The following is an 18,929-nucleotide window of genomic DNA, read 5'->3' as shown; positions in this document are numbered from 1 at the left end:
ACTACTCTCCTAACCTGCTTTCGCATTATCAATTTTTACCTGTCCGGAAGACAGGGAACGGCGGACTCGCTGACGTATCATGCCACAGGCATCAAAGACCCAATACAGCAACTTCGCAATAACCAGACATAGTCCAAATATCAGAGCAAAGAAAACAACTCGGGAAACAAAAGAATCTAAACCCTCCCGGGCTAATACAATAATGTTAAAAACCGCGCCAAAACAGAATGCCTGCATAATGGCACCTTTATAACGATTAGTCTCAGCCCGTCCCTTCTCATAAACCCAGTCAAACCATTTGATAATTAAACCAACCAGTACCGCCCCCAGAGGGATAAACCAGACGCCCCCCATCACCACCAGAGAGCCTATCAGGGTTGGTGATATCGCCAAACCAGCATGGTAGTCCAGCACTTCCCAGGTAAAGTAGTTGGCAGTATTCACCACCAAATTAGGTCGATCTGGCCATAACCAGCCGGGAATAAATACATAGAAATCGCGAACAATGGGAGCCAGGCCCTGAAACTCTATCTTGTCGTAGTTTTGCAATAGTAGTGCTAGGTTCTCCCACGGAGAGAACGTATCCCGGGTGAGATACAGGAAGGTATAAAATGCTTCTGCGCCAGATACGTTCATACCATAACGCTTTAATGCCAACCAGAACATGCCAACCACACCTGCGACACCTGCCATTACCAACATCCACAAGGTAATGTGCCCACGAGCAATGCCAATAAACAGGAACAGGGAGAACGCAATCAGGATATTTGCCCGCGTCCCCCCGACAACCACATAGGTCAGAATGCCAAAGGCAACCGTGCTAATCAGAAACAAAAACCAACTGCGGGTATTTTCCTTCAGAAAATAGACAACCAACATGGCTGGAATAAAGAAATAGAAAAAGCGTTTTAGTGCCACACCAGAAACGTCACTGGAAAAAATCTGGCTATACTTTTCCAACTTAAACAGCAAAAAGCCATTTTGCAGAAAAAATATTCCTACAGTAGTAATCGCTACCAAGGCTAACAGCATCCAGGTTAGGTTGGTTTCAACACGGTTCATGTTAAAAAGTGCAGGACGAGGCTTATCACCTGGCTTCAATAACCGGGTTTTATAACAAACATAGTAAATAGCATAAAAACAGGTCGCCGAAAGTAACGCATTAAGCAATGAATCTACTTCAACCACTTGTACATCAAACTGAAAAACCAATAAACAGGTTAGGGGAAAACCAAAATAAAAGGTTAATAGATAGAGCAGCGAAAATAATACATTAAAATTAAAACGTACTTTTCTGAACTCTTTATAAGTTAACGTCAGAATGAAGATCAGTGATATCAGGTAAACAACAAACAAACCACCAAACTGTGCAGGTTCCATTATTTTACTTCTCCGGCAGCCACAACAAGTGCCTGCTTCCACCCACTAATATAGTTGGGATTAAAAAAGGCAATATGACTCTTATCCAGTGTAGCGGTTTTTTCCTGAATCTCCCGAACCCTCTCCATATCTATCTTATCGCCATAAAACAAAAATGGGATTCCCTGCTCCTGAAGGTCGTTCCAAAACGGGTTATTACGACTCACAACAAAGGGCACACCACTTTGAATCAGCAAACAAAGCGTACCAATTCCCTGTTGACGATTAAAAATGAAATAGCCCAGATCACAGCCAGAAAGAATAGATAAATATTCGTCAAAAGGAATTTGTTCCGTCAGCAATGTAACCTGCCCCTGAGGAAATAATTCCACCGCTTTAACGCTAATTTCTGAAATATAGTTATGATTATTTGCCGGATAACCCAGCGGAATAATAATTTTAACCAGCTCTTTGTCAAACTGACGGTGAATTTCCTGCAATGCCTCAATATGACGATTAGTACGATCCCCGGAATTACCCACTAAAATCGTTAACGTCTTCTTATGGCTTTTATCCGTTAGCACTGGTTGATAAGAAGGATCCATTCGGGTTGGAAAATAGAGTAATGAACAAGGTGTATCAGAATGTCGCTGTTGGTAGTACATCAAATCGCCCCGGGTGGCAAAAACGTGCCCCACTTTACCCTGAGCAAAGCGACGTAACCGGTAAAACAACCGAAACTTCCAACTGGTGGAATCCTCATACAGATCGGCACCCCAAATATGCCAACTAACGCGTTTAGGGTTAATTTTATTTAACAGCAAAGCAAGCCACAGTTTGGCATTAAACTGACCATGGAATAAAAACCGTGTTTCTGCATCTGCTTTCGCCCGGGTAACCACGGCCTGAGCCAGCGATGCTTTATCATCATAGCTTTCAATCTTTAGCTGGTTAAATGACTCAAATGACGAAGTATCCCTCGCGGCAACCATAAAGTGTTTTACATACTCATGAGGTACTTGTGCTGATAAAACGTCATTAAAAAAACGCAGTACCGTTAAATTATGGTGGGGTATATCAGAACCCAATATATGAATCAAAGTCGTCATGATCGTCTACGATAAATAAAGAAAACGCAGCTACAAAGTACAAAATAGATGATATAGGTAGCCATATAAGATTGGGCTGCACCCACGGCACCATTCTGCGGTATCAACCAATGTGAAAAACCGGTTAGTAAAGCAAATTGACTCACTTCCGTCAGGATATAAAACCGTAATGATGCCTTAGCGATCACCAAATAGCCAAAAACATACGAACCTACTTTTAAAACATCACCCACCAATTGCCAGGCAAACAGATCGCGCATTGCGACAAACTTGCTGGAAAACAGCAGCCAAATGGCGAAATCACGCAATAACCACACGCTAAAACTAACCACCGCCACAACCGGCAAAACAAAACGCAACGAGCGTAAAATTTCTCGAGAGATATCAGATTTGTTAGTCAGGCGAGAAAGGGTGGGGAGCAGATAAACGGTAAACGAGGCGGTAATAAACTGTAGATAGGCATCAGAAATGCTGCTGACGCCTTGCCAAATGCCAACATCATCCCAGCTATAGTGTTCTGCCAGTAAATTTCGCATCATCACATAGGCAACAGGCAACGTCACTGAGGTAATCAATGCCATGATGGTAAATTTGCCCAGACTACTGGCTAATGCTTTATCCCACATGGGCTTTAAATAGCCAAAAGGAACGGTTTTCCTACGCCACAAAATAAAACCAGCGGGAATAACCACCAGTGCGGGAACCAAGGCTAAACCCGCCAATGCACCTTCATAACCACCCAGAAAGTAACAAACCAGATACCCAACGACACCAAACAGACTACCACCAATGACACCGAGCGCATTACCTACGGCATCACGATAGCCTTTCAAAATAGCCAGAAAGAAGTTAGCGTAGGCGATTCCCATCTGAATGAATGCAACCGACCTCACTACATTCTGATATTCAGCATGGCCAAATAATCCTACGCTGACAGGCCCGGCAAATAGCAAAAAAATAACCGCCAGTAGAGTAGAAAAACCTAAAATAATACTGGCAGATGTACCCAGCGCTTTGCGCAGCTGTTCCGGCTCTTGTTGGTATTGAGCAACGTAGCGCGTAATACCATTAAATATCCCGGCTCCCGATAGCACACCCAACACGGTAATTAACTGGCGGAAATTCCCTGCCTGACCAACTCCGCTGGGGCCAAAAGAGACTGCCAATAACTTCACGATCAATAGCCCCACGCCGATTTTAATCAGCGTGGAGGCGGCAGTCCAAATTGATGCTTTAGCCAGAGACATATCAGGCGAAATAACTCAGAATGGTATTAATTACAGTACGTTGAGTGATGTCAGTCATATTAAAGAATAATGGCAAACGAACCAGACGATCGCTCTCTTTAGTGGTGTAGCGATCTTCACCGTGGAATTCACCATACTTCTCGCCAGCAGGGCAAGCATGAAGTGGAATATAGTGAAATACCGCCATAATCTCAGCTTCTTTCAGGTAACTGATAAAACGGGTGCGATCTTCTACATCATTCAACTTAATATAGAACATATGAGCATTTTGCTGGCAGTTTGATGGAATCGCTGGCAATTCAATTCTTCCCTGCGTTGCCAGAGCCTTAAAGGCATTATAATAGTTGTGCCATAACTGCAAGCGACGTTGGTTAATCAGCTCCGCAGCTTCAAGTTGCCCCCACAGGTACGCAGCCTGCAGATCGGCCATCAGATAACTGGAACCAATATCACGCCAGGTATATTTATCGACCTGACCGCGGAAAAATTGACTACGGTTAGTTCCTTTCTCACGAATAATTTCTGCGCGTTCAATCAGTGCAGGATCGTTAATCAGCGTTGCACCACCTTCACCACCCGCCGTATAGTTTTTCGTTTCATGGAAGCTAAAACAGCCAATATGACCAATGGTACCTAATGCTTTACCCTTATAGGTTGACATCACGCCTTGCGCAGCATCTTCCACCACATATAACTTATGCTTTTTCGCCAGTGCCATAATGGTATCCATTTCACATGCCACACCAGCATAGTGAACCGGAACAATCGCACGGGTATTTTCAGTAATCGCGGCTTCAATTTTAGTTTCATCAATATTCATAGTGTCCGGGCGGACATCGACAAATACAACCTTAGCCCCGCGAAGTACAAAAGCATTGGCCGTGGAAACAAAGGTAAAACTTGGCATGATAACTTCATCACCAGGTTTAATATCCAGCAATAACGCAGCCATCTCTAATGAAGCAGTACAAGATGGCGTCAACAACACCTTGTGACTACCAAAGTGTTGCTCCATCCACTGCTGGCAGCGGCGAGTAAAACCGCCATCACCGCACAACTTACCGCTACCCATTGCGGCTTTCATATATTCGAGTTCTGTACCAACAACGGGAGGGGCGTTAAAAGGAATCATTTTTTTCACCTGAGTAATTTGTTAAATAGACATCTGTAAATAGTTATCTGTATAACCAATATGCTGTGCTATTGATGGAAGCACCGCTACGAATATAAAGACGCAAAGCTGCAAGATTTCCCATCTGGGTAGCAACACAGAGGTGATTCAATTTTCGTGCCACACACCAACTTTTTGCTACCTTCATTAGCTCAAGACCAACACCTTTATTACTACAGCCAGGCCAAACGGCCAGCAGGCCAACGCGACCCTGGTTATCGCCAATATCACGTAAAGTCACAAAACCTTGAGGATTACCGTCTTTATCTTCAAGTATCAGACAGCTATGGTCAAAAGTGCCTGAGACGGCTTTTTCAACCCATAAAGCGTAAAAACGACCGCTATCACTATTCTGATACCAAGGAGCACGAAATCGACTCAGGCGAAAAACATCTGACGCTACTGCTCGTAATGCCGGTATATCCTGCTCTGCAGCCAACCGGCAGGAAAACATTAATGTTGGTGAACTATCCATTACTGCATCGAGTGATACAATAAAATCCACTTCACCTTCAACCAGTTGAAAATCCAGTGCGCTTAAAGCGTCTATCCAGTCACTTCGTGATGCAGGTACCTTTGCCTGAACCAACTGAAAATCAGATAACGTTTGTGTATCTAATGGAGTAACGGCCAACGCATTAAAATTCAGCTTCGCCGTGGAGAGTGAAAAGAACTCACTCTCCCACTCAAGAGACTCAATATTGGCGTGGACGGACATGGAGTAAATCCTGCAAATATTTGCCATATCCTGTTTTGGCCAGAAGTTTGGCGGTTTTTAGCACACTCTCATCATCTAACCAGCCATTACGCCAGGCAATCTCTTCCAGACAGGCAACTTTAAAACCCTGTCTCTTCTCTACCGTTTGCACAAAGGTGCTGGCTTCAATCAGGCTATCGTGAGTTCCTGTATCTAACCAGGCAAACCCGCGCCCAAGCAGCTCAACATTTAATGTGCCCTGTTCAAGGTACATTTGATTAATGCTGGTAATTTCCAGTTCGCCACGAGGAGACGGTTTAACCTGTTTAGCCATTTCCACAACTTGATTATCGTAGAAATAGAGCCCGGTAACTGCCCAGTTTGACTTAGGTTTAAGTGGTTTTTCTTCAATAGACAGCGCCCGGAAGTTGTCATCAAACTCCACAACGCCAAAACGTTCAGGATCCATCACCTGATAGCCAAAAACAGTCGCGCCCTGGTCACGAGCAACGACGCTGCGCAGTTTCGAGCTAAAGCTTTGACCAAAAAAGATGTTATCTCCTAAGACCAAACAGCAGGAGTCACCGTTAATAAACTCTTCACCGATCAAAAATGCCTGCGCTAATCCATCCGGGCTTGGTTGAGCTGCATAGCCCAGTTTAATGCCAAACTCTTCACCGGACCCAAGCAAACGCTGAAATGCCGGTAGGTCCTCAGGGGTAGAAATAATCAAAATATCCCGTATACCGGCCAGCATCAACACGGAAAGCGGATAGTAAATCATTGGTTTATCATAAATAGGGAGCAGCTGTTTAGATACACCGCGCGTAATTGGATATAGTCGGGTACCTGAGCCACCCGCTAAAATAATACCTTTCATTGACATCACCATTTCCCCTGACATTTGTATTAACTGGAAATCAGGGATATTACTTAAATAGAATATAATGATTGGGGCTCTGCTTTAGACCCCAGGTTATTTTGTCAGCAAAACTACGATTTCAAACCAATGCGTTCTCTGGCATAACTTCCATCCAGAACTCTCTGCCACCATTGTTGATTCGCCAGATACCAGGAAACAGTTTTACGAATACCTGATTCAAAGGTTTCCAGTGGCTTCCAGTTCAGTTCACGCTCAATTTTGCTGGCATCAATGGCATAGCGCATATCGTGACCAGGACGATCCGTTACGTAAGTAATCAGATCCGCATATTTAGCTACACCTTCAGGTTTTGATGGCGCTAATTCTTCCAGCAGTTGACAAATAGTACGCACAACTTCGATATTTTTACGCTCATTATGACCACCAATATTATAGGTTTCACCAATAACACCCTCAGTGACGACCTTATATAAAGCCCTTGCGTGGTCCTCAACAAATAACCAGTCCCTGACCTGAGCTCCGTTACCATAAACGGGTAACGCTTTTCCTTCCAATGCATTTAAAATTATCAAAGGAATGAGTTTTTCAGGAAAATGATATGGCCCATAGTTATTAGAACAGTTGGTCACAATGGTTGGAAAACCATAGGTCCGTAGCCAGGCTCTGACCAAATGGTCACTGGATGCCTTAGACGCTGAATAAGGGCTGCTTGGTGCATAAGGCGTTGTTTCAGTGAATAAATCTGTTGTTCCATGCAAATCGCCATACACTTCATCAGTAGAGATATGATGAAAGCGAAATGCTTGCTTTAGCGCTGTATCTAACCCCATCCAATAGTGACGGGCGGCTTCAAGAAGCGTATAGGTTCCAACAATATTAGTTTCAATGAACGCTGCCGGGCCATCAATAGAGCGATCCACATGGCTTTCAGCAGCCAGATGCATCACTAAATCTGGTTGATACTGTACAAAAAGACGATCCAGCGCAGTTCTGTCACAAATATCGACTTGTTCAAAAGAGTAGCGATCGCTATCAGCCACTTCTACTAATGAATCCAGATTTCCGGCATAAGTCAGTTTATCAACCACCAATACGCTATCTTTGGTATCCTGAATAATATGTCTCACTACAGCAGAACCAATAAAACCGGCTCCACCTGTGACTAAAATCTTTCTCAACGCCATACCCCTTTTGTATCAATAACCCACTGCTGCTTAACCTGCTCCGGGCTGATGGCCTTAAACTGGCGATGATCAACCAGCATAACCAAAACATCTGCTTCAACCAGCGCTTCCCCGGTGTCAGTTAAACGGGCCTTTTCAGCCAGCACTTTTGGTAATTCATGGACGTTTGGCTCAACGGCCAGCGTTGTCCCGGCATGCCAGTCGGCAATCATATGGGTAATTTCCAGCGCCGGACTCTCTCTCAGATCGTCAATATCCGGTTTAAATGCCAGACCAAAACAGGCAATCTTAATCTCTGCAGCACGTTTACCAGTAGCCGTCAGACAATCAGCTACTGCAGATTTTACTTTATCCAGCACCCAATAAGGTTTGCCATCATTCACTTCTCGAGCAATACGAATCAAACGCGCATCCTGAGGATTTTGTGCCACGATAAACCATGGATCGACAGCAATACAGTGACCACCAACACCTGGCCCTGGTTGCAAGATATTAACCCGGGGATGACGGTTAGCCAGACGAATCAGCTCCCATACATTAATCCCCTGATGATCACAAATCAGCGACAACTCGTTGGCAAAGGCAATATTGACATCACGAAAGCTGTTCTCAGTTAACTTACACATCTCTGCAGTACGCGAGTTGGTAATAACGCACTCACCTTTCAGGAAAATTTTATATAACTCGCTGGCACGATCTGAACAACGAGAAGTCATGCCACCGACTACCCGATCGTTTTGAATCAGTTCTACCATGACTTTCCCTGGTAATACGCGTTCAGGACAATAAGCGATATTGATATCAGCATTTTCGCCAGCCTGTTGAGGGAAAGTAAGGTCCGGGCGAGCAACCGCCAGCCAGCCAGCCATCTGCTCAGTCGCACCAACAGGAGAAGTTGACTCCAGAATGACCAGATCGCCTTTTTTCAATACGGGAGCAATAGATTTAGCAGCGGTTTCCACATACACCATATCTGGCTCGTGATCGCCTTTAAAAGGTGTAGGAACAGCAATTAAAAATGCATCCGCAGCTAAAGGTTTAGTCACCGCCTGTAAACAACCCGCTTCGACGGCCTCTTTGACAACTTTATCTAAATCAGGCTCAACAATATGAATCGCACCACGGTTAATGGTATCCACCGCGTGCTGATTAATATCTACGCCAATAACTTTCTTTTTGCGCGATGCAAAAGCTGCAGCAGTAGGTAAACCAATATAGCCAAGACCGATTACTGAAATTGTTTCAAAACTCATAGCTTCACCTGATTATTTTTTAAAGCATCGAGAATACGCTGACAGGCTTTTCCATCACCGTAAGGATTATGTGCCCGACTCATTAAGTGATACTCATTTTCATCCGTTAACAGTCGGCTCACCTCTTCTAAAATCAATGCAATATTTGTACCAACTAATCGAACTGTTCCGGCTGAAACGGCTTCCGGACGCTCTGTCGTTTTACGCATAACCAGAACTGGCTTACCTAAAGAAGGAGCCTCTTCCTGAATGCCGCCAGAGTCAGTCAAAATTAAATAAGCGTGATCCATCAAATAAACAAACGGCAGATAATCCTGAGGCTCAATCAAAATCACATTATCAATATGACTCAGAATACGCTTAACCGGCTCCCTGACATTTGGATTAAGATGCACCGGATAAACCACCTGCACATCCGGGTGAGTTCTGGCAATATCTGCCAAAGCACTACAAATCCGTTCAAAACCATCACCAAAACTTTCCCGGCGATGACCGGTAACCAAAATAATTTTCTTATCTTGCTGCAAGAAAGCGTAACGCTGCTCCATTTCCTGTTTTAATCGAGCATCATTATGGATACGATTACGTACCCAAAACAGCGCATCAATTACCGTATTACCTGTAATAAAAATACGGCTATCGGGTATAGCTTCCGTTAATAAGTTTTGCTTTGATGTCTCTGTTGGAGAAAAGTGATACATGGCCAGATGGCCCGTCAATTTCCGATTTCCTTCCTCTGGCCATGGAGAATAGAGATCGCCGGTACGTAACCCAGCCTCAACGTGTCCAACAGGAATACGCTGATAAAATGCAGCCAAGCTGGTGGCAAGAGTCGTAGTGGTATCTCCATGAACCAAAACCACGTCTGGTTTAAACTCTTCTAAAACCGGCTTTAGCCCTTCAAGTATACGGCAGGTAATTTCGGTTAAACCTTGTCCTGGTCGCATAATATCCAGATCGTAATCAGGTTTTATATCAAATAACTTAAGTACCTGATCCAACATCTCCCGATGTTGAGCCGTCACACAAACTTTCGACTCAAAATAGTCATCATCGGCCAGTGCGTGCACCAAAGGGGCCATTTTAATTGCTTCAGGTCGTGTGCCAAAAACAGTTAACACTTTCACAGAGCTATCTCTTTAAGTCAGTTATCACGGCAGTTATTGCCATTCAGGTGCCCGAAGGTACCTATCCCTATCATATTTCTTTATTACGTCTGCGGGTCAGCGCTACTCCAGCACCAACAAGTGCCCCCACCCCTCCCCACATAATCAGCAGGAACAGGCGACGAGGTTTGTCTCGGGTAATGGGGTCTTCTGGGGTACGTAAATAGCGGTATGCCTTAAACTGATTATCCAATTTAGCCCCATCATTCAGCGAAGAGAGCACCGCGCGATCGTGGTCATAATCATTTTCAAAATCAGGGCCATTTGCCTGTAATGCCTCATATCGAGCCTGAAGCATGGGCTTACCTAATAAAAACAATTCTGAGTTAGGTAATTGATCGGCTGGAACATCCGTTTGGGAACGGGTGATCCCCTGCTGCTGAGCAATGGTTAGCGCCTGCTGTAAGCGTTTTAATTCTCGCTGATATACCGCATTCGCCATTTTTTCCTGACGTTGAACCTGACGGGCAAGGGATGTTTGACGAACTGACCAGGTGCCCTGCAATTCGGCATTTAAGCTAGTTACTGCGCGCTGATTAGCAAAATTAATATACTGACGCAGTAGCTGATTTGCGTCACTTGGTGTTTCAGCCGTTAGCTTAATACTATCATTGATTCCTTTTTTATCGTCTTTAGGCGTAAAAATAATATTATTAATCAACTCATCCAGTACCACTGCGTCTGCACGCACATCACCTGATTGACGCTGTTTATAGTAATCAGACTGTAGCCAGAAATCGCGGCGAGCATCATAGGAAGAAAGCTGCATAATAAATTCGCTGTAAACATCTTCCGTAATGGGCGTTTCTGCTACTGCTGCACTATTGCTACTGGTCCGGATAAGACCTCGCAAAAACTGCTCTTGCGAATAATAACCACCCAGCATACTCACTGTTGGTTTATCAGTAATTGCGGTAGTGCTCCACTCCTGTTTGACCACATAAGAGTAACCTAAAGCAATAGCTGCAAAAATAATGGCAATGCCAACAATCCATATTTTGCCATACCATAATGAATAGCACAGGCTACGAATATCTAATTCATTATCAACTGACTGGATCTCTGATTTCATGTCTAAGACAAAAGCCTCTGGTTAAGAAATTCGCTGATTTTCATGAGTTCGCCGCATACGGCGCTTCGTGCGTTTAATAAAACGAGCGACGCGCCAGGCATGCTTAATACAAAAGCCATACAATACAAATACAAGCAAGAATAGTACCAACATCATCCATTCAGAGATAAAAAAGATATGTTCTCCGATAACACCAATGGCAGCCAACAGTGCAGCCGCCAACGTAATCAGCACAAATGCCTGACGGGAGGTGAAACCAGCACGCATAATAAGATGATGAATGTGCTGTCGATCGGCAGCAAATGGACTCATGCCCTTACGTAACCGACGGTACATAATGGCAATCATATCAATCAGAGGAATAGCAATAACCCATAAGGCAGTCACGGGATTCATTGGATGACCGACCCCCTGAGTACTCTGTAGTAAGATCCAGATAACGGTAAAACCAATTAGCGTACTACCTGCATCTCCCATAAACACTTTGTAGCGTTTACCAAACGCGCCCAAATTGAGCAATAAATAGGGAATAATAGCGACGATAATAGCAAAACACCAATAGCCTAAAAATGTTTGTCCATCAATAACTAATAAAACACCTAACGCGCCAAAAGTGACACAGCCTAATCCACCAAGCAGGCCATCAATACCATCAACCATATTGAAAGCATTAATTGCAGCCCACACTGCAAACAGAGTCACTACATAACCTACCGGGCCAAGTATCAGCTCCCATGGACCTAAAATATATCCAAGGCTATGAAGATACATACCAGCAAAAACCATCATTGCGATAGCTACCAGTGCTTGTACTGATGCCCTGAACTTAACGCTAATATCAAAACGATCGTCCACTGCACCGACTAAAACCAAAATCCCGGCGCAAATAAGATAAATGCCGGGTTGCACAATCTCATTCCAGTTAAGAAAAAGATACAGGCAAACCCCGGCATAAACAGAAATACCACCAACTAATGGGATAACACCTTGATGGCGTTTCCGATAATTTGGTTTATCTACTAAGCCAATGCTTTTGGCTATTTTGCGTGCAATAAATAGAAAAGCCAGAGAGAACAAAAAGACGATAACAAGATCGCCACTCATACTGAGTAAATTCACGATTAACGGCTCTCGATAAAGTTTATGAGTATCAGAATATTACTCTAATACTCATAACTATTTAACTGATTATTATGAACGCTTCATCATATCAAAGAATTCATCATTAGTTTTCGTCATCGCTAACTTATTGATGAGGAACTCCATCGCATCAATTTCTCCCATAGGGTGAATGATTCTGCGCAGGATCCACATTTTTTGTAATTCTTCTGACGTTGTCAGTAACTCTTCTTTACGGGTACCGGAACGGTTGTAATCGATAGCCGGGAATACGCGCTTCTCTGCAATCTTGCGAGATAAATGCAATTCCATGTTACCTGTACCTTTAAACTCTTCGTAGATGACTTCATCCATTTTAGAGCCGGTATCAACCAACGCCGTAGCAATAATCGTCAGGCTACCACCTTCTTCCACATTACGGGCAGCACCAAAGAAACGTTTTGGACGATGCAAAGCATTTGCATCCACACCACCGGTCAATACTTTACCTGAAGCTGGTACAACCGTGTTATATGCACGCGCTAAACGGGTAATAGAATCAAGCAGAATGATAACGTCTTTTTTATGCTCTACCAGACGCTTAGCTTTTTCAATAACCATTTCAGCGACCTGAACATGACGAGATGCTGGTTCATCAAAGGTTGAAGCCACAACTTCACCTTTCACCAGACGTTGCATCTCTGTTACCTCTTCCGGACGTTCATCAATCAGTAGCACCATCAGTACGCAATCAGGATGATTATAAGCAATGCTCTGCGCGATATTTTGCAGCAACATCGTTTTACCGGCTTTTGGCGGTGCAACAATCAGACCACGCTGACCACGACCAATTGGAGAAGCAAGATCCAGAACGCGAGCGGTTAAATCTTCGGTAGAACCATTACCACGTTCCATCCGCAGACGAGAGTTGGCGTGTAATGGCGTTAAGTTTTCAAACAGAATCTTATTACGAGCGTTTTCTGGCTTATCGTAATTAACTTCATTAACTTTCAGTAATGCAAAATAACGTTCACCCTCTTTTGGTGGACGAATTTTTCCTGAAATGGTGTCACCAGTACGTAAGTTAAAACGGCGGATTTGACTAGGGGAAACATAGATATCATCTGGACCAGCGAGGTAGGAACTGTCAGCAGAACGGAGGAAACCGAATCCATCCTGCAATATTTCCAACACGCCATCGCCAAAAATATCTTCTCCACTTTTCGCATGCTGCTTAAGAATCGAAAAGATAATATCTTGTTTGCGCATACGGGCCAGGTTTTCCAGCCCCATATTTTCGCCGAGAGTAATCAACTCAGAGACCGGCGTATTTTTTAGTTCGGTAAGATTCATAATGGTGGGTTCTTTAACTCGGGGTCTGTCTCGAAAAGTCTTCGTGAATAGCTGACGGTATACGCCGCGCCTGTATTATTAGAATATCTGTTCATTATTTTATATCAGAAAAGTAGTATGACGATGCCTGACCACATATCAGAAACTCAGAAATAATGCCCGGATATACATTCTAAACCTGTTTTAAAATCATAGCATTCACAGTCGATGCTCATGATTAAACTGCTCTAAGAACTTTAAGCTACGATTTTAAAACGAGTACGTATATATAGATAAGATTGCATGAAGCGTGATTAAAGGTAGCACGCTTTATTAACCGAGTCTACGGTTCAGCTAATAAATTAGCACCTATGGGCTGTTTTTCCAGTAAAAATTCTATTCGATATCACTATTTTTATTTAATTTATTCATTAAGGCTTCTTGTTTATCCATAAAACAGTGGATAAACAAGAACCTGTGTGAAGTAAAAATTAATTCAATATCAATTAAATACTGGCGTCTAAAAACTCTTTTAATTGAGATTTCGACAATGCACCAACTTTAGTTGCAGCAATAGCACCATCTTTAAACAGCAATAGGGTTGGAATACCACGAATACCATACTGCGGCGCAGTTGCCGGATTCTGGTCAATATTCAATTTAGCTACCGTCAGTTTGCCATCATACTCCGCCGCCACTTCATCCAGAATTGGGGCAATCATTTTGCATGGACCACACCATTCGGCCCAAAAATCCACCAGTACTGGACCATCAGCTTTTAAAACATCATTTTCAAAGCTGCTATCGGTTAAGTGAATAATTTTTTCGCTCATGTTTGACTCCACAGGATTAGATATGTTTCATTGGTGTTATATTAACCAAAGAAACGTTGAATATATGTTGACTTTATTTCAACGGATACGCATTCGTAAAGCAATACTTTCGTGAATACAAGGTTAGCTGATATTCTACACCACTATGAGCAAAACACACTTAACAGAACAGAAGTTTGCCGACTTCGCACTACACCCTTCGGTAATCAAGGCCCTTGAAAATAAAGGCTTTCATTACTGTACGCCAATACAAGCACTGGCGCTTCCTTATACGGTTGCAGGGCATGATGTTGCAGGACAGGCACAAACGGGTACCGGAAAAACGCTGGCTTTTCTGGCATCTACCTTTAATTACCTACTTACTCACGAGGCTGATGGCAATCGCAAAATTAATCAACCTCGTGCACTAATCATGGCGCCCACCCGTGAACTTGCGGTGCAAATTCACAATGATGCCGAAGCACTGGCTCAAGAGACCGGCCTGAAAATTGGACTGGCCTACGGTGGTGATGGCTATGATAAACAGCTAAAAGTACTGGAGGCTGGCGTTGATATTCTGATTGGTACTACCGGCCGTCTCATCGATTACACCAAGCAAAATCACATTGATTTAGGTGCCATTCAGGTGGTTGTTCTGGATGAAGCCGATCGTATGTTTGATTTAGGATTTATCAAAGATATCCGTTGGATCTTCCGTCGTATGCCACCGGCGACCCAACGCTTAAGCATGTTATTCTCCGCAACGCTTTCTTTCCGCGTTCGTGAGCTGGCGTTTGAACATATGAATAATCCTCAATATGTTGAAGTGGAGCCAACACAAAAAACCGGCCACCGAATTCAGGAAGAGTTATTTTATCCTTCCAACGAAGATAAGATGCGTTTACTTCAAACACTTCTGGAAGAAGAATGGCCTGAACGCTGTATCATTTTTGCCAACACCAAACATGCTTGTGAAGAAATATGGGGATATCTGGCGGCTGATGGACATCGCGTTGGTTTATTAACCGGTGATGTAGCACAGAAAAAACGCTTACATATTCTGGACGATTTCACTAAAGGCAATCTGGATATTCTGGTAGCAACGGATGTTGCAGCTCGTGGTTTGCATATTCCGGAAGTTACCCACGTATTTAACTATGATTTGCCGGATGATTGTGAAGACTATGTGCATCGCATTGGCCGTACAGGACGAGCCGGAGCCAGTGGACACTCTATCACTCTGGCCTGTGAGCAATATGCATTAAATCTACCGGCTATTGAGCAGTATATTGGCCACTCAATTCCTGTCAGTCGCTATAGTTCTGAAGCATTACTGACCGATCTCCCTGCCCCCAAACGTCTTTCTCGTCCACGCAATACCGGAAATCCAAGACGCAGCAGTGGACCTCGTCGGAATGGACCTCCGCGCAACAGAAAGCGCCCGGGTTAATATAATGCTACCAGTACGGATAACCGATTGAACGCTATGAACAGACAGACGGATGAATTGCCTCTTTATGCGGCCATCGACCTTGGTTCGAATAGCTTTCATATGCTGGTTATCCGGGAAATTTCTGGCCGTATCCAGATTACTGACCGCATAAAACGAAAAGTCCGGTTAGCCGCCGGGCTTGACGATGGGGATCATTTATCTGAAGAAGCAATGCAACGGGGCTGGCAATGTCTGCGTCTGTTCTCCGAACGCCTGTATGGCATTCCCCCATCCCATATTCGTATTGTTGCTACCGCAGCATTACGAGCCGCTAAAAATGCCAGTACTTTCATTACCACCGCCGAAACAATTTTAGGTTACCCGGTTAAGGTCATCAGCGGTGAAGCAGAAGCCAGATTAATTTACCAGGGCGTTGCCCATACCACCGGAGGTGCGCAATCACGACTGGTGGTAGATATTGGTGGAGGCAGTACCGAACTGATTACCGGGACTGCGGATAGCATATCTGAATTGGTGAGCCTACCCATGGGGTGTGTAACCTGGCTGGAGCGTTATTTCAGCGACAGAACACTCAGTGCTAACAACTTTCATCAAGCGGAACTCGCTGCCCGCCATCATCTCTTACCGATTACCGATAAGCTGAAATATCAGGATTGGAAAATCTGCGTTGGAGCATCAGGCACCGTACAAGCGTTACAGGAAATCATGGTAGCCCAGGGTATGGATGAGCAAATTACGCTGGATAAATTACAGCAATTAAAAGAACGCGCCATTCAATGCGGCAAACTGGAAGAGCTGGAGATCCCGGGTCTGACATTAGAAAGGGCTTTAGTTTTTCCCAGTGGACTTTCTATCCTGATCGCTATTTTTGAAACCTTAGATGTAAACAGCATGAATTTGGCCGGTGGCGCGCTGCGTGAAGGCCTGATATATAGCATGTTGAATCTTCCGGTAGAAAAGGATATTCGCCAAACGACCATTCAGGCAATCCAATATCAGTACGCTATCGATCGGCAACAGGTCAACAGAGTCAGCCAGTTAACCAGCCGCTTTTGCCACCAGCTAAAAGACAGTTGGGATATTAATGACAACATGGCAGAGCTGCTCCATTGGGCCAGCCAGATTCATGAAATTGGATTAAGTATCGACTTCAGGCAGTCTCCCCAGCACGCCGCTTACTTGCTGAATCATACTGAAATGCCAGGCTTTACTCCCGCACAAAGGAAATTACTGGCAGCCTTGCTGATAAATCAAACTGATATCATTAATCTGTCAGTACTGGCAGAGCAGAACGCCTTATCACTACAACAGGCGCAAAGACTGGTACGTTTACTACGTATTGCCATTTTATTGTGCCGTTCACGACATTCCGACCGCATTCCGAATATCACTCTTATCGGACAGGGAGAGCAGCTTAATCTGGAAATCAGCAAGGAATGGCTTTCATTGTACCCTTTGCAGACCGAGGCATTACAGCAAGAGAGCCGTTGGCAAACTTATAGCCATCTTCCGATGGTTATTATATCGGTTTAATAACTAAGTTTGCTTTTGCACCAAAACCTCTCCATCAGACATATAAACGGTATAACATTCCATCATTCCGGTATAAAACAACAAACTATTAATTCACTCTTTTCTTCAATTAATAAAAAATGGCTTTTCATTCAAATAATTAATAAATACATTTAGCTTCGTCAAAAATCGTTCACTGGCTAAACACTGCCACTCTTCCCTGACAGGCTACACCTGAAGCTTCTCACAGTATTATGCTTTCTATTATTTTATAGATTTCAATCCTTATTAATGTCTTTATTTATGGTAACAATTTTCTTTTATACCATTACAGCTACAAATGGTTACAAATAAAAAGAGATATCGTTCTTATTAAAACCAGCGATACATTGAAAATAGTCGATCGAAAGAGTATTTTCACCATCCACACTTTTGATACAGTTAAATTTAGTACTATCAATAAAGCATAAAGGTATAAAAATGGATTTTAAAAATAGCACCAACATATGGAAAAAAGGAGCGATCGCACTTTCCATTATATTAGCATTATCAGCCTGTGATAAAAAAAAGGAAGAGCCCGCAGCTAGCGCTCCGGTAACAACCCAAGAGACACCATCGTCAGTTAAAAAAGAAACTGAAAACGTAGAAGCCGAAAAAACAACAACAAATACTAAAGCGGAAGAAACACAAAACGCTGAAGAAGCAATGCAAGAAAAAATGAATGCCTACATTGAGTGTTATAACGCATTGGATGGCTCTATTCACAATAGTATTAACCGCTATACCAGCTGGGTAAAAAATTTCGAAAAAGGGCCAACAGGTAAAGAAAGTATTGTTTATGGACTTTATCAGATTAACCAAAATAGTACTGATTCCTGCAAAAAAAGTGTTACCGAAGCTCTCGCAATTAAACCTGAGTTAAAACCTATGGATGAAATTGCAGCCAATTACCTTGCTGCAGCTGAAACAATAAGCGCCAAAATTAACGAACTGAATCGTTACTATGATCAAGAAGATTATAAGGACGATAGTTTTGCTAAAGGTAAAGAGCTTCATCCTAATTTGGTTGCCGCCTATAAAACTTTTGAACCAGCTTCTAAAGCTTTCTCCCAATCTATCAGTAAAATTAATAACGAACGTCAGCAGGCTCGTTTAGATCAAATGGAGAAAGAAGAGGGTAAATCGCTGAATTATTATAGCCTTGGTATTATGTTGGATGCACAAACCATCAACAGCATGATTGAAGAAGAGTCGTTTGAAACAGAAAAGCCTCTCGCTTTGGTTTCAGAACTGCAAAGCAAAATTGAAAGCGCTCGCCCTCTTATTGAAGAGCAAAAAAAGACTAATAACATGTCCTACATGAGTTATGAGTCATTACTACGTCAAGCGGATAGCTATGCTAAAGCTGCTAAAGAACGTATCCGCCGCGTAAGGGATAAAGAACCCTACTCAACTGGCGAAAAAATGAATCTGGGTACCTCAGGCGAATGGATGGTAAACGGTTCAGTCGGGAAGCTAGTCAAAGAGTACAATAGTCTGGTTGGCGACTACAACAGACTATAACTGGAAGAATATCCACCT

General features: G+C 43.4%; 16 protein-coding genes. 3 read left to right on the top strand and 13 right to left on the bottom strand.

The annotated features are described in order from the left end of the window. Positions 1-9: 9 nt before the first annotated feature. The 13 genes from wzyE to trxA all read right to left on the bottom strand — a co-directional run bounded on the left by wzyE (position 10) and on the right by trxA (position 14,404). Complete coding sequence (gene wzyE, locus LPW36_RS08295) at positions 10-1,380, bottom strand: ECA oligosaccharide polymerase (protein ID WP_230609093.1); 1,371 nt, start codon at positions 1,378-1,380, stop codon at positions 10-12. Beyond that, positions 1,380-2,468, bottom strand: a complete 1,089-nt coding sequence (locus LPW36_RS08290) for a TDP-N-acetylfucosamine:lipid II N-acetylfucosaminyltransferase (RefSeq protein WP_230609091.1) — start codon at positions 2,466-2,468, stop codon at positions 1,380-1,382. The genes wzyE and LPW36_RS08290 overlap by 1 nt, the downstream gene beginning before the upstream one ends. After that, positions 2,465-3,715, bottom strand: a complete 1,251-nt coding sequence (gene wzxE / locus LPW36_RS08285; protein ID WP_230609087.1) for a lipid III flippase WzxE — start codon at positions 3,713-3,715, stop codon at positions 2,465-2,467. Before wzxE ends, LPW36_RS08290 begins: the two co-directional genes overlap by 4 nt. Before the next feature lies 1 nt (position 3,716). Then, positions 3,717-4,847: a dTDP-4-amino-4,6-dideoxygalactose transaminase gene (rffA, locus tag LPW36_RS08280; protein WP_230609084.1), complete on the bottom strand. Its 1,131-nt coding sequence runs from the start codon at positions 4,845-4,847 to the stop codon at positions 3,717-3,719. A gap of 43 nt (positions 4,848-4,890) precedes the next feature. Further along, the gene (gene rffC / locus LPW36_RS08275; RefSeq protein WP_230609082.1) at positions 4,891-5,604 is read right to left on the bottom strand and encodes a dTDP-4-amino-4,6-dideoxy-D-galactose acyltransferase; all 714 of its coding nucleotides are present in this window, start codon (positions 5,602-5,604) and stop codon (positions 4,891-4,893) included. Beyond that, the gene (gene rfbA, locus LPW36_RS08270) at positions 5,582-6,463 is read right to left on the bottom strand and encodes a glucose-1-phosphate thymidylyltransferase RfbA (protein ID WP_230609080.1); all 882 of its coding nucleotides are present in this window, start codon (positions 6,461-6,463) and stop codon (positions 5,582-5,584) included. The genes rffC and rfbA overlap by 23 nt, the downstream gene beginning before the upstream one ends. Positions 6,464-6,576: 113 nt before the next feature. Then, entirely contained in the window at positions 6,577-7,650 is a 1,074-nt protein-coding gene (gene rffG, locus LPW36_RS08265; protein ID WP_230609076.1) for a dTDP-glucose 4,6-dehydratase, read from the bottom strand. Continuing rightward, positions 7,641-8,903 (bottom strand): UDP-N-acetyl-D-mannosamine dehydrogenase, encoded by a 1,263-nt coding sequence (gene wecC, locus LPW36_RS08260; RefSeq protein ID WP_230609073.1) that lies wholly within the window; start codon positions 8,901-8,903, stop codon positions 7,641-7,643. The genes rffG and wecC overlap by 10 nt, the downstream gene beginning before the upstream one ends. Next, positions 8,900-10,030 (bottom strand): non-hydrolyzing UDP-N-acetylglucosamine 2-epimerase, encoded by a 1,131-nt coding sequence (gene wecB / locus LPW36_RS08255; protein WP_230609070.1) that lies wholly within the window; start codon positions 10,028-10,030, stop codon positions 8,900-8,902. The genes wecC and wecB overlap by 4 nt, the downstream gene beginning before the upstream one ends. Positions 10,031-10,100: 70 nt before the next feature. Beyond that, on the bottom strand, positions 10,101-11,141 hold the full coding sequence (gene wzzE / locus LPW36_RS08250) for an ECA polysaccharide chain length modulation protein (protein ID WP_230609068.1): 1,041 nt from the start codon (positions 11,139-11,141) through the stop codon (positions 10,101-10,103). A gap of 21 nt (positions 11,142-11,162) precedes the next feature. Continuing rightward, the gene (gene wecA / locus LPW36_RS08245) at positions 11,163-12,260 is read right to left on the bottom strand and encodes a UDP-N-acetylglucosamine--undecaprenyl-phosphate N-acetylglucosaminephosphotransferase (RefSeq protein ID WP_230609066.1); all 1,098 of its coding nucleotides are present in this window, start codon (positions 12,258-12,260) and stop codon (positions 11,163-11,165) included. A 72-nt stretch (positions 12,261-12,332) separates the two neighbouring features. Next, complete coding sequence (rho, locus tag LPW36_RS08240) at positions 12,333-13,592, bottom strand: transcription termination factor Rho (protein ID WP_047782390.1); 1,260 nt, start codon at positions 13,590-13,592, stop codon at positions 12,333-12,335. Positions 13,593-14,077: 485 nt separating this feature from the next. Continuing rightward, positions 14,078-14,404, bottom strand: a complete 327-nt coding sequence (gene trxA / locus LPW36_RS08235) for a thioredoxin TrxA (protein ID WP_230609063.1) — start codon at positions 14,402-14,404, stop codon at positions 14,078-14,080. A 145-nt stretch (positions 14,405-14,549) separates the two neighbouring features. On the opposite strand from trxA, the gene rhlB reads away from it, so the two are divergent. From rhlB to LPW36_RS08220, 3 genes are all read left to right on the top strand, one after another. Further along, the gene (rhlB, locus tag LPW36_RS08230; RefSeq protein ID WP_230609061.1) at positions 14,550-15,833 is read left to right on the top strand and encodes an ATP-dependent RNA helicase RhlB; all 1,284 of its coding nucleotides are present in this window, start codon (positions 14,550-14,552) and stop codon (positions 15,831-15,833) included. A 36-nt stretch (positions 15,834-15,869) separates the two neighbouring features. Further along, the gene (gene gppA / locus LPW36_RS08225) at positions 15,870-17,369 is read left to right on the top strand and encodes a guanosine-5'-triphosphate,3'-diphosphate diphosphatase (protein ID WP_230609059.1); all 1,500 of its coding nucleotides are present in this window, start codon (positions 15,870-15,872) and stop codon (positions 17,367-17,369) included. A gap of 459 nt (positions 17,370-17,828) precedes the next feature. Next, the gene (locus LPW36_RS08220) at positions 17,829-18,911 is read left to right on the top strand and encodes a YiiG family protein (protein ID WP_230609057.1); all 1,083 of its coding nucleotides are present in this window, start codon (positions 17,829-17,831) and stop codon (positions 18,909-18,911) included. Positions 18,912-18,929 lie beyond the last annotated feature (18 nt).

Origin of the sequence: Limnobaculum eriocheiris, assembly GCF_021010575.1 — a bacterium.
In the GTDB taxonomy this organism is placed as follows: Bacteria; Pseudomonadota; Gammaproteobacteria; order Enterobacterales; family Enterobacteriaceae; genus Limnobaculum; species Limnobaculum eriocheiris.
Note: the sequence above shows the minus strand (reverse complement) of the source record. Positions and strands in the feature narration are given on the sequence as shown.

Excerpts from the sequence above, each read along its gene's own strand:
- wzyE (WP_230609093.1), bottom strand. The coding sequence starts at position 1,380 with ATGGAACCTGCACAGTTTGGTGGTTTGTTTGTTGTTTACCTGATATCA.
- LPW36_RS08290 (WP_230609091.1), bottom strand. The coding sequence starts at position 2,468 with ATGACGACTTTGATTCATATATTGGGTTCTGATATACCCCACCATAAT.
- wzxE (WP_230609087.1), bottom strand. The coding sequence starts at position 3,715 with ATGTCTCTGGCTAAAGCATCAATTTGGACTGCCGCCTCCACGCTGATT.
- rffA (WP_230609084.1), bottom strand. The coding sequence starts at position 4,847 with ATGATTCCTTTTAACGCCCCTCCCGTTGTTGGTACAGAACTCGAATAT.
- rffC (WP_230609082.1), bottom strand. The coding sequence starts at position 5,604 with ATGTCCGTCCACGCCAATATTGAGTCTCTTGAGTGGGAGAGTGAGTTC.
- rfbA (WP_230609080.1), bottom strand. The coding sequence starts at position 6,463 with ATGAAAGGTATTATTTTAGCGGGTGGCTCAGGTACCCGACTATATCCA.
- rffG (WP_230609076.1), bottom strand. The coding sequence starts at position 7,650 with ATGGCGTTGAGAAAGATTTTAGTCACAGGTGGAGCCGGTTTTATTGGT.
- wecC (WP_230609073.1), bottom strand. The coding sequence starts at position 8,903 with ATGAGTTTTGAAACAATTTCAGTAATCGGTCTTGGCTATATTGGTTTA.
- wzzE (WP_230609068.1), bottom strand. The coding sequence starts at position 11,141 with ATGAAATCAGAGATCCAGTCAGTTGATAATGAATTAGATATTCGTAGC.
- rho (WP_047782390.1), bottom strand. The coding sequence starts at position 13,592 with ATGAATCTTACCGAACTAAAAAATACGCCGGTCTCTGAGTTGATTACT.
- trxA (WP_230609063.1), bottom strand. The coding sequence starts at position 14,404 with ATGAGCGAAAAAATTATTCACTTAACCGATAGCAGCTTTGAAAATGAT.
- rhlB (WP_230609061.1), top strand. The coding sequence starts at position 14,550 with ATGAGCAAAACACACTTAACAGAACAGAAGTTTGCCGACTTCGCACTA.
- gppA (WP_230609059.1), top strand. The coding sequence starts at position 15,870 with ATGAACAGACAGACGGATGAATTGCCTCTTTATGCGGCCATCGACCTT.
- LPW36_RS08220 (WP_230609057.1), top strand. The coding sequence starts at position 17,829 with ATGGATTTTAAAAATAGCACCAACATATGGAAAAAAGGAGCGATCGCA.